The 15,243-nt window shown below is 73.1% G+C and carries 14 protein-coding genes; 10 read left to right on the top strand and 4 right to left on the bottom strand.

Translation table 11 applies throughout. The features are described 5' to 3' along the window. Positions 1-27: 27 nt before the first annotated feature. The 7 genes from IEX37_RS12440 (at position 28) to IEX37_RS12410 (ending at position 6,424) form a co-directional block, all read left to right on the top strand. Complete coding sequence (locus IEX37_RS12440) at positions 28-1,563, top strand: ABC transporter substrate-binding protein (protein WP_188756599.1); 1,536 nt, start codon at positions 28-30, stop codon at positions 1,561-1,563. A 28-nt stretch (positions 1,564-1,591) separates the two neighbouring features. Next, the gene (locus IEX37_RS12435) at positions 1,592-2,542 is read left to right on the top strand and encodes an ABC transporter permease (protein WP_188756598.1); all 951 of its coding nucleotides are present in this window, start codon (positions 1,592-1,594) and stop codon (positions 2,540-2,542) included. Further along, positions 2,539-3,456, top strand: coding sequence for an ABC transporter permease (locus IEX37_RS12430; RefSeq protein WP_188756597.1), 918 nt, complete (start codon positions 2,539-2,541; stop codon positions 3,454-3,456). Before IEX37_RS12435 ends, IEX37_RS12430 begins: the two co-directional genes overlap by 4 nt. Next, positions 3,453-4,277, top strand: coding sequence for an ATP-binding cassette domain-containing protein (locus IEX37_RS12425; RefSeq protein ID WP_188756596.1), 825 nt, complete (start codon positions 3,453-3,455; stop codon positions 4,275-4,277). The genes IEX37_RS12430 and IEX37_RS12425 overlap by 4 nt, the downstream gene beginning before the upstream one ends. Continuing rightward, positions 4,274-5,062: an ABC transporter ATP-binding protein gene (locus IEX37_RS12420; protein WP_188756595.1), complete on the top strand. Its 789-nt coding sequence runs from the start codon at positions 4,274-4,276 to the stop codon at positions 5,060-5,062. Before IEX37_RS12425 ends, IEX37_RS12420 begins: the two co-directional genes overlap by 4 nt. A gap of 133 nt (positions 5,063-5,195) precedes the next feature. Then, positions 5,196-5,801, top strand: a complete 606-nt coding sequence (locus tag IEX37_RS12415) for a hypothetical protein (protein WP_188756594.1) — start codon at positions 5,196-5,198, stop codon at positions 5,799-5,801. Positions 5,802-5,803: 2 nt separating this feature from the next. Further along, entirely contained in the window at positions 5,804-6,424 is a 621-nt protein-coding gene (locus tag IEX37_RS12410; RefSeq protein ID WP_229663246.1) for an OmpA family protein, read from the top strand. A 30-nt stretch (positions 6,425-6,454) separates the two neighbouring features. Here IEX37_RS12410 and IEX37_RS12405 read toward each other — a convergent pair whose 3' ends face one another. The 3 genes from IEX37_RS12405 to IEX37_RS12395 are packed head-to-tail and all read right to left on the bottom strand — an operon-like array spanning position 6,455 to position 8,629. Beyond that, entirely contained in the window at positions 6,455-7,099 is a 645-nt protein-coding gene (locus IEX37_RS12405; RefSeq protein ID WP_188756593.1) for a GNAT family N-acetyltransferase, read from the bottom strand. Positions 7,100-7,131: 32 nt separating this feature from the next. Further along, on the bottom strand, positions 7,132-7,824 hold the full coding sequence (locus IEX37_RS12400) for a uracil-DNA glycosylase (RefSeq protein WP_188756592.1): 693 nt from the start codon (positions 7,822-7,824) through the stop codon (positions 7,132-7,134). Between the two features lie 25 nt (positions 7,825-7,849). Continuing rightward, positions 7,850-8,629, bottom strand: a complete 780-nt coding sequence (locus tag IEX37_RS12395; RefSeq protein WP_188756591.1) for an SDR family oxidoreductase — start codon at positions 8,627-8,629, stop codon at positions 7,850-7,852. 154 nt (positions 8,630-8,783) lie between these two features. Between IEX37_RS12395 and IEX37_RS12390 the strand changes: the two genes are divergently transcribed. Both IEX37_RS12390 and metX read left to right on the top strand, forming a co-directional pair. Further along, positions 8,784-10,115 (top strand): bifunctional o-acetylhomoserine/o-acetylserine sulfhydrylase, encoded by a 1,332-nt coding sequence (locus IEX37_RS12390; protein WP_188756590.1) that lies wholly within the window; start codon positions 8,784-8,786, stop codon positions 10,113-10,115. Positions 10,116-10,237: 122 nt separating this feature from the next. Next, on the top strand, positions 10,238-11,443 hold the full coding sequence (gene metX, locus IEX37_RS12385; protein WP_188756589.1) for a homoserine O-acetyltransferase MetX: 1,206 nt from the start codon (positions 10,238-10,240) through the stop codon (positions 11,441-11,443). A 48-nt stretch (positions 11,444-11,491) separates the two neighbouring features. Here metX and IEX37_RS12380 read toward each other — a convergent pair whose 3' ends face one another. Next, on the bottom strand, positions 11,492-12,709 hold the full coding sequence (locus tag IEX37_RS12380; protein WP_188756588.1) for an MFS transporter: 1,218 nt from the start codon (positions 12,707-12,709) through the stop codon (positions 11,492-11,494). Positions 12,710-12,879: 170 nt separating this feature from the next. Here IEX37_RS12380 and IEX37_RS12375 point away from each other — a divergent pair, with 170 nt between their 5' ends. Further along, on the top strand, positions 12,880-15,231 hold the full coding sequence (locus tag IEX37_RS12375; RefSeq protein WP_188756587.1) for a HelD family protein: 2,352 nt from the start codon (positions 12,880-12,882) through the stop codon (positions 15,229-15,231). The last annotated feature ends 12 nt before the right edge of the window (positions 15,232-15,243 follow it).

Raw genomic sequence — 15,243 nt, 5'->3', positions numbered from 1 at the left:
CGCGCGGCCCGCTCCGAAAGGACCGCCATGTCCCACTCCCTCTCGCGCCGTGCCGGGTCCGTCCCGCGCCGGTCCTCCGCCGCTGCGGCGGGCCTGCTGACCGCGGCGGTCGTCCTCGCGGGGTGCTACGGAGCGCCGTCTCCCGAGCCGACGGGCGACCCCGACCCCGACGCGACGCTGCGCGTCGGTCTCGTCCTCGAGCCCGAGAACCTCGACATCCGCCGGACCTCGGGCGCGGCGCTCGAGCAGGTCCTCATCGACAACGTGTACCAGGGACTCGTGACGCGCACGCCCGAGAACGAGATCGTCCCCGCGCTCGCCGCCGAGTACGACATCTCGGACGACGGCCTGACGTACACGTTCACCCTCCAGTCAGGCGTCACGTTCCATGCCGGGGGCGAGCTCACGGCGTCGGACGTCGTCGCGACGCTCGAGGAGGTGCGCACGGACGAGAGCCTCATCGGACACGGGGATCTCGCGGACGTCTCCTCCGTCGAGGCACCCGACGACCGCACCGTGGTGCTGACGCTGGACCAGCCGAACCAGAACCTGCTGTTCTCCCTGACGGGGCCCGCGGGCCTCGTGTTCGACGAGGGGGACACCACGGATCTGCGGACGGGGGCCAACGGCACGGGACCGTTCACGCTCGAGGACTGGAGGCAGGGCGACAGCATCACGCTCGCGCGCTACGACGAGTACTGGGGCGAGCCCGCCGGGGTCGCGGCCGTGGAGTTGCAGTACATCCCCGATTTCACGGCCGGCGTCAACGCGGCCCTGGACGGCAGCCTGGATGTCCTCACGGCCGTGCAGGCGGATCTCGCTCCGCAGCTGGACGGCACCGACGGCTTCCGTCTGACGACGGGCAAGACCACGGACAAGGGCACGCTCGCCTTCAACAACGCGGTGGCGCCGCTCGACGACGTGCGCGTGCGCGAAGCGCTCCGGCTCGCGATCGACCACGACGCGCTCGTGCGCGCGGTCGGCGCGTCCAGGACCCAGTACGGCCCGATCCCCGAGCTGGACCCGGGGTACGAGGACCTGTCGGACGTCGTGTCGCATGACCCGGAACGCGCCCGGGAGCTGCTCGCCGAGGCCGGCCAGGAGAACCTCGAGCTGGAGCTGACCATCCCCGCCTTCTACCCCACCTCCGTGTCGGCGTTCCTCGTGTCGGCCTTCAACGACATCGGGGTCGACCTGCGCGTCTCGCCCGTCGAGTTCACGGCGTGGCTGCAGGACGTGTACACGAACCGCGACTACCAGCTCAGCTTCGTGCTGCACGTCGAGCCCCGCGACTTCGGCAACTTCGCGAACCCCGACTACTACTTCGGCTACGACAACGCCGAGGTCCAGGACCTGTACAGCCAGGCGCTGCGATCGCTGGACCCGGACGAGTCCGCCGAGCTGCTGGCCCAGGCGGCGCGGATCGTGTCGGAGGATCACGCGGCCGACTGGCTCTACGTGGGCGAGACGATCACGGCCGTCGGGCCGGGCGTGGCGGGCTTCCCCGTCGACTCCGTCAACGCGCGCCTGAACCTGTCCGGCGTCACCGTGACGACCGGCTGAGGCCGGGCGTCCCGTCCCCGCGCATGCCGTGATCCGGTACCTGCTGACGCGACTGACCCTGCTCGTGGTGGGGCTGTTCGTCGCGAGCGCGCTCATCTTCACGACGCTGCGGGTGCTGCCGGGCGACGTGGCGCAGGTGATCGCGGGGACGCAGGGGTCGCCTCAGCGCGTGGCGGCGATCCGCGCCGAGCTGGGCCTGGACCGCCCGCTGCCCGTGCAGTACCTGGACTGGATCGGCGGCCTGTTCCGGGGCGACCTGGGATCCTCGCTGCTCACGGGCTCTTCGGTGACCGAGCAGCTGTGGCAGAAGGCCCAGGTGACCGCCCCGCTCGGGCTCCTCGCGCTGCTGATCGCGCTGCTGATCGCCGTGCCGTTCGGTGTGCTGTCGGCCGTGCGTCGGGAGCGGCCGGACGGAACCCTGATCAGCGTGGTCGCGCAGGCGCTCGCGGCGGTCCCGGTCGTGTGGGCCGGCATGATGCTCGTGGTCGTCTTCGCCGTCGCGCTCGGCTGGCTGCCCGCTCAGGGCTTCCCCCGCGCAGGTTGGGCGTCCCCCGGTGAGGCGCTGCGCGCCCTCGCGCTCCCCGCGCTCACGATCGGGGTCGTCGAGGGCGCCATGCTCCTGCGGTTCGTGCGCAGCGCCACGCTGCAGGCGATCGGCCAGGACTTCGTGCGCGCGGCGGCCGCGAAGGGGCTGACCCGTACGCAGGCGCTCGTGCGCCACGGCCTGCCGTCGGTCGGGCTCTCGATCGTCACGGTCCTGGGCGTGCAGGTCGCGGGCATCGTCGTGGGCGCCGTCGTCGTCGAGCGCGTGTTCAACCTGCCCGGGATCGGCCGCATGCTCGCGACCGACGTCGGATCGCGCGACCTCGTGATGGTGCAGGGCGAACTGCTCGCGCTGACCGGGTTCGTGCTCGTGGTCGGGTTCGTTGTCGATCTGGCGCACCGCGTCATCGATCCCCGGCACCGGGAGGCGACATGACGGATCCCGCTCGCTCCCCCGCGCGCGGCGGCGTTCCGCGCGACCGCCTCCTCGCGCGGCTGTGGCGCCTCGGCCCGGGGCGCTTCGGCCTGATCGCGGTGGCCGTCGTCGCGGCGACCGCGCTGGTCTCGCTGGCATGGACGCCGTTCGACCCGCGCACCGTGGACGTCACGGCCCGGTGGGGGCTGCCGGGCTGGCCGCACCTCCTCGGGACCGACGGCACGGGACGCGACATCCTGAGCCTGATCATGGCGGGCGCCCGCACGACGGCGCTCGTCGCGGTCGGCGCGGGACTGGTCGCGACCGCGGTCGGGATCGGCCTCGCCGCGCTGGGGGCGCTCACGCCGCGTTGGACCCGGGAGGCCGTCGCGGTGCTGATCGACATCCTGATCGCGTTCCCGGTGCTGCTGATCGCCATGATGATCTCGGCCGTGTGGGGCGGCTCGCTGTGGGTCGTGGTGTGGTCCGTCGGCATCGGCTTCGGCGTGAACATCGCGCGCGTGACCCGCCCCGAGCTGCGCCGCGTGCAGCGCAGCGATTACGTCCTCGCGGGACGGGCCGCGGGCCTCACACCGCTGCAGAACCTGCGTCGCCACCTGCTGCCGAACGTGGCCCCGGTGTTCATCGTGCAGCTGTCGTGGTCGATGGCGATCGCGGTGCTCGCCGAGGCGGGGCTGTCCTACCTCGGCTTCGGCGCCCCCGTCACGCAGCCCTCGTGGGGTCTGCTGCTCGCGGACCTGCAGCAGTACATCCGCGTGCATCCGCTCTCGGTCGTGTGGCCGGGCCTCGCGATCACGCTCACGGTCCTGGCGCTGAACCTCCTGGGCGACGCCCTGCGGGAGGCGACGGATCCGACGCTGCGACGCGGCGGGCCGAAGGCCACCCCTCGCACCACGCCGGGGGTCGTCGCGTGAGCCTCGAGGTGGAGGGGCTGGCGGTCGAGATCGGCGGACGCCGGGTGGTCGACGGCGTCTCCTTCGCCGTCCCCGACGGCGCGCGCGTGGGACTCATCGGCGAATCGGGATCGGGCAAGTCGCTCACGGCCCTGGCGGTCCTGGGGCTGCTGCCCGACGGGGCGACCGCGACGGGGAGCGTCCGCTGGGACGGCCGGGAGCTGATCGGGCTCCCCGACCGCGAGCTGGCGCGGCTCCGCGGGGACGAGATCGGCATGGTCTTCCAGGAGCCGCAGACCGCGCTGAACCCGATCCGCTCGGTGGGCCGGCAGATCGCCGAGTCCGCACGCATCCACCGGGGCGTCTCGAGGGCCGAGGGCCGCCGCCTCGCGGTCGAGGAGGCCCGGCGCGTGCGCCTGCCGGATCCGGAGTCGATCGTGCGCCGCTATCCGCACCAGCTGTCGGGCGGACAGCGACAGCGCGTCGCGATCGCGATGGCACTCGCGTGCCGGCCGAGGCTGCTGATCGCGGACGAGCCCACGACGGCGCTCGACGTGACGATCCAGGCGGAGATCCTCGAGCTGCTGCTGGGGCTGGTGTCGGACGAGGGCATGTCGCTCGCGTTCATCACGCACGATCTGGCGGTGCTGTCGCAGGTCGCCACGCACGGCGTGGTGCTCGAGCGCGGCCGCGTCGTCGAGGACGGCCCCGTCGCGCAGTTGCTGCGGAACCCGCGCAGCACGGTCACGCAGGGGCTGCTGCGCGACGCGAAAGCGACGCTCTGGCGGCCCGGCGGGCACCCCGATGACACGCACGACCGATGCGAGGGAGGCGGTGGATGAGCGAGCCCCTGATCCGGGCGCGCGGGCTGACACGCCGCTACGCGCTGCCGCGCGAGACCCTGTTCTCCCGGCGGCGCGAACAGACCGCGCTCGCGCCCGCCGATCTCGACGTCGCCCGCGGCGAGGCTCTGGGCGTCATCGGGGAGTCCGGCTCGGGCAAGTCGACGCTCATGCGGCTGCTGCTCGGGCTCGACCTGCCCAGCGGCGGAACCGTGGAGTTCGACGGGCGCCCGGTGGACGCCGGCGCCCCGGCCCGCTCCCTGCACTGGCTGCGCCGCCGGACGGGCGTGGTCTTCCAGGACCCGTACGCGTCGCTCGATCCCCGCATGAGCGTCGGACGCATCGTCGCGGAGCCCCTCTGGGCGCTCGGTGTGCCCGGCGACCGGCGGGCCCGCGTGCGCGAGGTGCTGGGCGAGGTCGGCCTCGACCCGGAGATGGCGGACCGCTATCCGCACGAGTTCTCGGGCGGGCAGCGCCAGCGCATCGCGATCGCCCGGGCGATCGCCCACCGGCCGAGCGTGCTCGTGGGCGACGAGCCCCTGTCGGCGCTCGACGTGACGGTGCGCGCGCACATCCTGGAGCTGCTCGGGCGGCTGCGCGAGCGCGACGGGCTGACGCTCGTGCTCGTATCGCACGACATCGGCGTGGTGCAGAGCCTGTGCGATCGCGTCGTCGTGATGAAGGACGGCGAGATCGTCGAACGCGGCCCGGTGCGGGACGTGCTGCTGCGCCCGCGCCACGAGTACACGAAACGGCTGCTGGCGTCCATCCCCGTCATCGACTGACGCCGCGTGCAGCGGCTGACACCGTGCGTCTCGGCTGACGCCGCGTGGGGAGTTCTCACCCGCCCCGGGGCCCGGACCACGACCGGCGCGACGGTAACGTCGTGATCGAGCCCGCCGGACCCGAGGAGGCACCATGACCCTTCGCTCGACCACGACCGTCGGCGCGATCGCCGCGCTGATGCTGCTGCTGAGCGCGTGCGCGCCCGAGCCCGCGACGGACGGCCGCGACGACCCGCCCGCGGCCGACGCCCCCACGGCCGAGGCCGAAGCGGGAGACGGCGCCGAGGACGCCGGCGCCCAGGGCGTGGTCGGCGTCGACTTCCCGGATCCGGACGACGTGATCGCCGACGCGACCTTCACGGTGCCCGGCGAGCCGGGCCAGGAGCTGCGGGTGGGCATCGAGTCGCTCGCCGTCCGCGACGGCGTCACCGAGCTGCGCCTCGTGCTCACGCCGCTGTGGACCGGCTCGGACATCCGCGTCTACGACATGCTCGGCGGCGCCTTCACCGGATCCAACCTCAAGCTCGTCGACATCGCGAACCTGAAGGAGTACGGCGTGCTGAGCTCGGGGCCGCACCTGTTCATGTCCGATCCGGTCACGACGCGCACCGCAAGCCAGACGCCCGTCGGCTTCCAGGCGTTCTTCCCCACCCCCGAGGATGACGTGGACGCGTTCGATGTCGTCATCGACCCGAGTTGGCCGTCCTTCCAGGGCGTGCCGCTCACGCGCGAGGACTGACGATGGCGATCCTCAGTTCCGCGACGCGCGCGCTGGCCGTCGTCACCGGATCCGCCCGCCGCATGGTCGGTCGCGCCCCCGCTCTTGCGCTCAGCACCGGCGTCGCCGCCACGATGCTCACCTCGGCGTACGCCTGGCCCAGCCTGGACGAGCTCGACTTCCCGGCCGCGCGCGGGGACGCGGTCATCCGCTACTCGCTCGACGGGTCGGTGACGCGCTACTCGGCGGAGAGACGCGTCTCGTCCTTCGCGACGGAAGAGCAGGACGGCGGCGAGACGACGATCTCCCTCTCCTCGGACATCCTGTTCCGCTTCGACAGCGCCGATCTGCCCGGCTCCGCGGAGCCGCACCTGCGCGAGCTGGTCGAGCCCGTGCCGGAGGGCGAGACGGTGCACGTGGAGGGGCACACCGACTCCGTCGGCGACGCCGCCTACAACCTGGATCTCTCCGAGCGGCGCGCGCGGGCCGTCGCCGACGCCATCGCGACCGCCCGCCCGGACCTCGTCCTCGAGGTCCGGGGGCACGGCGAGACCCGACCCGCCGTGCGCGAGACCGGCGACGAGACCGCGATCGCGGAGGCGCAGGCGGCGAATCGCCGCGTGGAGATCCGGTACGGCAGCTGATCCACGGGCCGCCCCGCGGTTCCGTCCACCTCAGCGCGGGCCGGGATCGCCGTCGTCGCCGCCGAAGATCCGCTGGAGCAGGCCGGGCCGCTTGGCGGGCCGCAGCTGCTTCTGGAGATAGACGGTGCCGAGCCAGCGGCCGAACTTGTATCCGACCTTTCCCATCCGCCCGACCTCCACGAACCCCAGCCGCTCGTGCAGGGCGATCGACGACTCGGCGCCCCGGTCGCTGATCACGGCCACGAGCTGACGCAGCCCGGCCTGCTCGCACGCCGCGATCAGCGCCTCCAGGAGCGCGCGGCCGAGCCCCTTGCCCGTGGCCGCCTGGCCGAGATAGATCGAGTTCTCGGCCGTGTAGCGATACGCGGACTTGCCGGCCCACGGCTGCGCGAGCGCATAGCCGAGCACCTGCCCGGTCGGGCTTACGGCGACGAGGAACGGCAGCCCCAGCTTCTCGAGCTGCTGGAACTTCTCCCGCCAGCGGCGGTGCGACCACGGCTTCTCGTCGAGGGTGACGACGGAATTGCGCACGTAGGAGTTGTAGATCTCGCGGACATCGGGCATGTCCCCGATCGTCGCGGGGCGGATCTCGAAGGAGAAGGGACGCTCGGGCTCGGGCCGCCGCCGCAGGTGGCGGGGCAGCACCCGGCGCTTCTGGTACTCCTCCTCCAGCATGCGCCACAGCCTACGGCGCGCGCCGTGCGGTGTCAGTGCGGGATGCGCCAGTCGACCGGCGCGGCGCCCTGCTGCTGCAGCAGGGCGTTGACGCGCGAGAAGGGGCGCGAGCCGAAGAAGCCCCGGCTCGCGGACAGCGGGGACGGATGCGCCGACTCCACGATGGGCACCGAGCCCAGCATCGGCGCGAGGCCCGCCGCGTCGCGGCCCCACAGGATCGCCACGAGCGGTCCGCCGCGCGCGACGAGCGTGCGGATGGCGTGCTCGGTCACGCGCTCCCAGCCCCAGCCCCGATGCGACGCGGGCGCGCCGGGCCGCACCGTCAGCACGCGGTTGAGCAGCATGACGCCCTGATCGCTCCACGCCGACAGATCTCCGTGCGGAGCGGGCGCAACGCCGACGTCCTCCTGCAGCTCGCGGTAGATGTTCGCGAGGCTGCGGGGCAGCGGACGCACGTGCCGCTCGACCGCAAACGACAGGCCGATGGGGTGACCCGGCGTCGGATACGGATCCTGGCCCACGATGAGGACGCGCACGTCCGCGAGCGGGCGCTGGAACGCGCGCAGGACGCGGCCGCCGGCGGGAAGGTAGCCGCGGCCGGCCGCGACCTCGCCGCGCAGGCGCTCTCCGAGCGCCGCGATGTCCTCTGCGACCGGCGTGAGCGCCTCCGCCCAGCCGCGATCGATCAGGCCGGCGTCGGCCAGCTGCGCGAGCGTCATCGCCACGGGCTCGCCGCCTCCGGTCCGGACCTCAGCGCGTGCGAGGACGCAGCGGCCCGCGCGCGAGCAGGTGCTGGGCCGACTGGGCGACGGGACGCATGGTGACCAGATCCAGGTTGACGTGGCCCGGCGCGTTCAGCGCATAGGCGATGACGTCGGCGACGTCCTCGGCCACCAGCGGCCCCTCCACGCCCGCGTACAGCTCGTCCGCGGCCTCCTGCGAGCCCGTCCGATTGAGCGTGAACTCCTCCGTCTTGACCAGGCCCGGCGCGATCTCGATCACCCGAATCGGCTCGCCGTTCAGCTCCTGGCGCAGGGCGTGCACGAGCATCGACTCGCCTGCCTTGGCCGCGTTGTAGCCCCCACCGCCGGGGTAGGCGACCTGTGCGGCCGTCGACGTGACGAAGAGGGCGTCGGCGTGGCCCGCGCCGGAGCCCACGGCGTCGCGCAGTGCCGGCAGCAGCGCCTTCACCAGCCGCTGCGCTGACAGCACGTTGGTCTCATACATCCACGTCCAGTCGGCCGGATCCCCGTCCTCCACGCGATCCGTGCCCCGCGCGCCGCCGGCGACGTGCACGAGCGCGTGGGTGGGGCCCGTCGCCGCGAGGTGGGCCGCCAGCGCGTCGACATCCGCCTGCGCCGTCAGGTCCGCCGCGAACACGTCGGCCCCCGTCTCGTCCGCGAGCTGCGCCAGGCGATCCGCGCGCCGGGCGACGCCGACGACGTCCCACCCGCTCGCGCGCAGGGCGCGCGCGGTCGCCGCCCCGATCCCCGAGCTCGCTCCGGTCACGACTGCCCGTCTGTTCGTCATGCATCCCACCGTAGCGGCGGCGAGGACGCCGGGCGGGCACACATATGACGTCGCGTGTCCGCCCGCTTGTGCCGTCCGGGCCGCGGCTCGTACCTTCGGATGCATGCCCAACGGCGGGCATCAGCAGACTCATCCCCGATCCCCGGAGACTCCCATGAGCGACAACACGCAGTCCGAGCAGTTCCGCTTCGAGACGCTGCAGATCCACGCGGGCGCGGCCCCCGACCCGACCACGGGCGCCCGGGCCACCCCCATCTACCAGACCACGTCCTACGTCTTCCGGGACTCCGACCACGCCAAGAACCTCTTCGCGCTGGCCGAGTTCGGCAACATCTACACGCGCATCCAGAACCCGACGCAGGACGTCGTCGAGCAGCGCCTCGCCGCGCTCGAGGGCGGCACGGGCGCGCTGCTCGTGTCGAGCGGCCAGGCCGCCGAGAGCTTCGCAGTGCTCAACATCGCGCAGGCAGGCGACCACATCGTCTCGTCCAGCTCGATCTACGGCGGCACGTACAACCTGTTCAAGTACACGCTCGCCAAGCTCGGCATCGAGACCACGTTCGTCGAGAACCAGGACGACCCGGAGGCGTGGCGCGCGGCCGTCCGCCCGAACACGAAGCTGTTCTTCGCCGAGACGATCGGCAACCCGCAGATCAACGTGCTCGACATCCAGGCGGTCGCCGATGTCGCGCACGAGAACGGCGTGCCGCTCATCGTCGACAACACGATCGCGACCCCGTACCTGATCCGCCCCTTCGAGCACGGCGCCGACATCGTCGTCCACTCGGCCACCAAGTTCCTGGGCGGGCACGGGACGGTCATCGGCGGCGTGATCGTCGACGGCGGGCGCTTCGCGTGGAGCCAGAACGTCGAGAAGTTCCCGGGCCTGACCGAGCCGGACCCGTCGTACCACGGCGCCAGCTACACGGCCGCCGTGGGCGACGAGCTCGCCTACATCATCAAGGCGCGCGTGCAGCTGCTGCGCGACCTGGGCGCATCGATCTCGCCGCAGAGCGCGTGGCAGCTCATCCAGGGCATCGAGACGCTGTCGCTGCGCGTCGAGCGCCACGTCCACAACGCCCAGCAGGTGGCGGAGTGGCTCGAGCGGCACCCGGACGTCGCCTCGGTGAACTACTCGGGTCTGCCCACGTCGCCCTGGTACGCGACGGCCAACCGCTACGCGCCCAAGGGCGTCGGCGCCGTGCTGTCGTTCGAGCTCAAGGGCGGCGTCGACGCGGGCCGCGCGTTCGTCGACGCGCTGAAGCTGTTCAGCCACCTGGCCAACATCGGCGACGTCCGCTCGCTCGTCATCCACCCCGCCTCCACGACGCACTCGCAGCTGACGCCCGAGCAGCAGCTCACGGCGGGCGTGACGCCGGGCCTGGTGCGCCTGTCGGTCGGCCTCGAGAACGTCGACGACCTCATCGCCGACCTCGAGCAGGCGCTCGTCGCCGCCCGCGAGGCATCCGCCGCCGCGCGCGCCTGAACCCGCCACAATCCCTCCCCGCGCCGGGAATGCGTGTAACCCACGCATTCCCGGCGCGGAGTCGTATTGTCGCCGCGTAACACTGGCGGGGCCGCCTCGGCCGGCACGGCAGAATGAAGCGCATGGACTGGCAGATCTCCGAGGACACCGTGCCGTCGTCCCTCGTGACGGAGGCCGACGCCCGGTCCATGGTCGGTCGCCCGCCCGCCTCGGGGGCGTGGCGCGACGGCGATCCCGCCGGAGCGCGCCGGTTCGCCGCGTTCGGCGAGCTGCGGCTCGAGGGCGGCGGTGTCCTGCCGTCCTTCCGTCTCGCCTACGAGACATGGGGCGAGCTCAACGCCGCACGCGACAACGCGGTGCTGATCCTGCACGCGCTGACCGGTGACAGCCACGTGCGCGGCCCGGCGGGCCCCGGGCATCCGACGGTCGGGTGGTGGGACGACGTCGTCGGCCCCGGAGCGTCGATCGACACCGACCGCTGGTTCGTCGTGGCGCCCAACATGCTGGGCGGCTGCCAGGGATCCACGGGACCCGCGAGCGTGCATCCGGACGGCGAGGAGTGGGCCTCGCGTTTCCCGTACCTGACAATCCGCGACCAGGTCGCCGCGCAGGTGCGCCTGGCCGACGCGCTCGGCATCGACGTGTGGGCGGCCGTCGTCGGCGGGTCGATGGGCGGCATGCACGCGCTCGAGTGGGGCGTCGGCTTCCCTGACCGCCTCGCGCGGCTCGCCGTGCTGTCCGCACCCCCCGTCAACACGGCGGATCAGATCGCCCTCAACTCCGTGCAGCTGGAGGCGATCGCGATCGACCCGCGCTTCCGCGGCGGCGAGTACTACAACGCGCCGGACGGCGAAGGTCCCCACCGGGGCCTCGCGCTCGCGCGGCGCATGGCTCTGCTCAACTACCGCAGCCCGACGGAGCTGAACCAGCGCTTCCAGCGGTCGTGGCAGTCCGGCGTGAGCCCGCTCGGACACGGCGGCCGGTTCGCCGTCGAGTCGTACCTCGACTTCCACGGCAACAAGTTCACGCGGCGCTTCGACGCCAACAGCTACATCCGCCTCGTCGAGGCCATGGACTCGCACGACGTGGGCCGCGAGCGCGGCGGCGTCGAAGCGGCGCTCGCGCGCGTCACGGCCAAGACCCTCGTGCTCGGCATCGACTCGGATCGGCTCTTCCCGCTGGACGGGCAGCACCGCATCGCCGCCGGCATCCGGACGTCGATCGACGGGGACCAGGCCGCCGTCATCTCGAGCGACTTCGGCCACGACGGCTTCCTCATCGAGACGGCCGCGGTCGGCGCCCACCTGCGCCGCCTGCTCGACGCCTGATCGCGCGGCGGCGGAGCCCCGACCCGACGTGGCGGGCGCCGGCGCCCGTCAGGCCGTCACAGCGACCGCGCGGCGCTCGCGCGCCAGGCTGAACAGCACGATCCCGACGCCGGCGAGGGCCAGCGCGACGCCGAGCCACGCGGGAGCGACGTAGCCCCACCCGAGCGCGATGACCCCGCCGCCCAGCGCGGCCCCGAGACTGTTGCCGACGTTCATGCCCGAGTGGTTGAGCGAGGCCGCGATCGTCGGGCGGTCCCCCGACACGTCCATGAGCCGCGTCTGAACAGCGGGGCTGGCGAGGGCGCTGATCGCGCCGAACAGCAGCATCGACGCCACGAGCGTCACGGGAGTGGCGGCGGCGACGCCCACGACGGCGGCACCCGCCGCGAGCAGCACGAACGCCACGACGAGAGCGCGCGCGAGATTGCGATCCGCGAGGATGCCGCCCAGCACGTTCCCCACGGTCATGCCGAGCCCCGCCGCGACGAGCGCCAGCGGAACGGCCCACTCCGGTGCCCCGGCCACCTCGGTCATCAGGGGCGCGATGTAGCTGTAGATGGCGAAGAACGCGCCGAAGCCGATGGCTCCCATGGCGAACGCCAGCCAGACCTGGCCGATGCGGAACACGCCGAGCTCGTGCCGCAACGAGCGGGATCTGTCGCCCGGCATGGCGGGCACGACGAGCGCGATCAGCAGCGCGGCGAGCACGAACACGCCCACGACGACCGCGTAGGCGACGCGCCAGCCGGCGAGCTGCCCGAGCCAGGTGCCGAGCGGCACGCCGACGACGTTCGCGACCGTGAGACCGCTCATGACGACTGCGACGCCCTGACCCCGCAGCCCCGGTCCGAGCAGGTCCGCCGCCACGAGCGCGGCGATGCCGAAGTAGGCCCCGTGGGGCAGACCGGCCAGGAACCGCGCCGCCGCGACGGTCTCGAACGTCGGCGCGAGCACCGTCAGCACGTTCCCGACCAGCAGGCCCGAGGCCAGGACGATGAGGGCGCGCTGCCGGGCGAAGCGCGCCGCATAGCCGGCGATGAGGGGCGCGCCGATGACCACGCCCAGCGCGTACACGCTGATGAGCAGCCCCGCCTGCGCGACCGCCTGCTCACGGCTGGACGCCCAGGCGGCGGGCAGGAGATCCGCGGCGATACCGGGCAACAGGCCCATCGACACGAACTCGGTCATGCCGATGCCGAACGAACCGATGGCGAGCGAGAGGAGCGCCCACTTCGCCGCACCCCTCGACAGGGTCGAGGAGCTCATGTGCTCAGCCTACGCGCTGCCGCCGACACCGCCGCCCGCGAACGGAGTCACCTCGCCGACGATCTCCGCCGGGCCGCCGCGCTCCCGAGGTGAGCGCGCCGCCGTGTCGCTGCACTTCCAGGATACGCGGGGGGTGGGGCCTTGCCGCAAGGCCCCGGTCAGGGGGCAGAATGGCGCGTTCCCCTCACCCCTGGAGCCCGCCCGTGAACACCCACCCCTTCCTGCTGGACGCGCATCCCGCCAAGGCCGATCCCGCGCTCATCGCCGCCGATGCGGCGCACTTCGCGCGGATCGGCGAGAGCCTGGCGCGGCAGATCGCCGACCTGGAGGCGCGTCTCGAGCGGCAGCGCCGCGCGCCGGCGAGCGGCGGGCAGGCCGCGCTCGACCGCGACCTCGAGATCCATCGCCTCACCGCCCGGCTGCGCGTGCTGCGACGCTTCGGCCTGGATCTCTGCCTCGGCCGCATCGTGGGCGCTCAGGGCACCCTCTACATCGGACGTCTCGCGCTCGCGGACGAGGCGGGCGATCCCCTGCTGATCGACTGGCGCGCCCCCGCGGCAGAGCCGTTCTTCGGCGCGACGCACGCCGCCCCCATGGGCCTGATCACCCGTCGCCGGTACCGCTGGGCGCACGGCCGCATCACCGACTACTGGGACGAGGCCTTCACTCCCGAGGGGCTCGCCCGGATCGCGGCGGAAGGCGGTGCGGCTCTCGACGACCAGTCGGCGTTCATCGCGAGCCTCGGTGCGACCCGCTCGCCCCGCATGCGCGACGTGCTGGGCACGATCCAGGCGGATCAGGACCCGATCATCCGCGCCGGGTCGACCGGCGCGCTCGTCGTGGACGGCGGGCCGGGCACGGGCAAGACCGTGGTGGCGCTGCATCGCGCGGCCTATCTGCTCTACGCGGATCCCCGCCTGCGGGAAGGTCGCGGCGGAGTGCTGTTCGTAGGTCCGTCGCCTGCCTACACCGACTACGTTGCGGACATCCTGCCCGGGCTCGGCGAGGACGGCGTGCAGGTGACCACCATCCGCGACCTCGTGCTCGAGGGCGCCGCGGCGGTCGAGGAGGACGACCCGGAGGTCGCGCGGATCAAGGCGTCGGCGCACATGCTCGAGGCGGTGGACCGGGCGGTGAGACTGCGGGAGAACCCGCCCGCACGCGACGTCCTCGTGGACGCCGCCTGGGGCCGGATCCGGGTCGGCGCGGCCGACTGGGAGGAGGCGTTCGGCGCCGTCGACCCCGCGGCGACGCACAACGAGGCGCGCGCGCAGGCGTGGGACGCGCTGCTGGCGGCGCTCGCCGAGCGCGTCGCCGCTCCGCCGTCGAACGGCGACGACCGGGGCGGCGCGGAAGGGGACGACTCCACGCCCGATGACCGCTGGGGCGACGAGGGCTGGGGCGATGCCGGGACGACGGCGTGGGACGACGAGCGTTGCGCTGAGGAGCGATCCCATCGGGAGGCGGGGGATCAGTTCGACGCCTACGGCCTCTCCGCCGCGGACGACGGCGAGGCCGTGCGGCATGCTCTCGCCGACAGCGAGCAGCTGCGTGCGGCGTTCGACAGGGCGTGGCCGCTGCTCGATCCCGTCGGGCTCGTGCGGGCGCTGTGGTCCGAACGGTCGTGGCTGAAGCGCTGTGCGCCATGGCTCTCGGACGACGAGGCGGACGCCCTGCAACGGTCCGCGGATGCGCCGTGGACGCGGGCGGATCTGCCGCTCCTCGACGCGGCTCGGCTGCGCGTCGGCGACCCGGACGCGTCCCTCCGACGCCGGCGAGCGGAGGTCAAGGCGGCCGCGGAACGGGCGCTGATGAGCGACGTCGTCGCCGACCTGATCGCGTCGGACGACTCCGACATGCGCGTCATGTCGATGCTGCGCGGTCAGGACCTGCGCAGCACGCTCGCGGTCGAGGCCGAACCGCGTCCGCGCGACGAGGCCCTGGTCGGGCCCTTCGCGCACATCGTCGTCGACGAGGCGCAGGAACTCACCGACGCGGAATGGCAGATGCTGCTGCGCCGGAATCCGTCCCGCAGCTTCACCGTGGTCGGCGATCGTGCGCAGGCGCGTCGCGGCTTCCCGGAGACCTGGCCGGATCGGCTGGCCCGCGTCGGCCTGCGTGCCGCGACGATGACGGCGCTGACCGTCAACTACCGCACGCCCCGGGAGATCATGGCCGAGGCCGAGCCCGTCATCCGGGCCGCGCTTCCGGACGCGAACGTGCCCACGTCGATCCGCAGCACCGGGATCCCGGTCCGCTACGGCCGGGTCCGCGACCGCGACGACATCCTGTCCGCGTGGCGGAGCACGCACGAGGAGGGCGTCGCGTGCGTGATCGGGGATCCGTCCTTCCTCGGCTCGGAGCGCGTCCGCTCGCTCTCGCCGGTGGACGCGAAGGGACTCGAGTTCGACCTCGTCGTGCTCGTGACGCCGGAACGGTGGGACGACGGGATCGCCGGAGCCGTCGACCGCTACGTCTCGATGACCCGCGCGACCCGGGAGCTCGTGGTCCTGACCGGCTGATCCCGGGCGGGT

Origin of the sequence: Microbacterium album (assembly GCF_014643695.1) — a bacterium.
Lineage (GTDB): Bacteria > Actinomycetota > Actinomycetes > Actinomycetales > Microbacteriaceae > Microbacterium > Microbacterium album.
Note: the sequence above shows the minus strand (reverse complement) of the source record. Positions and strands in the feature narration are given on the sequence as shown.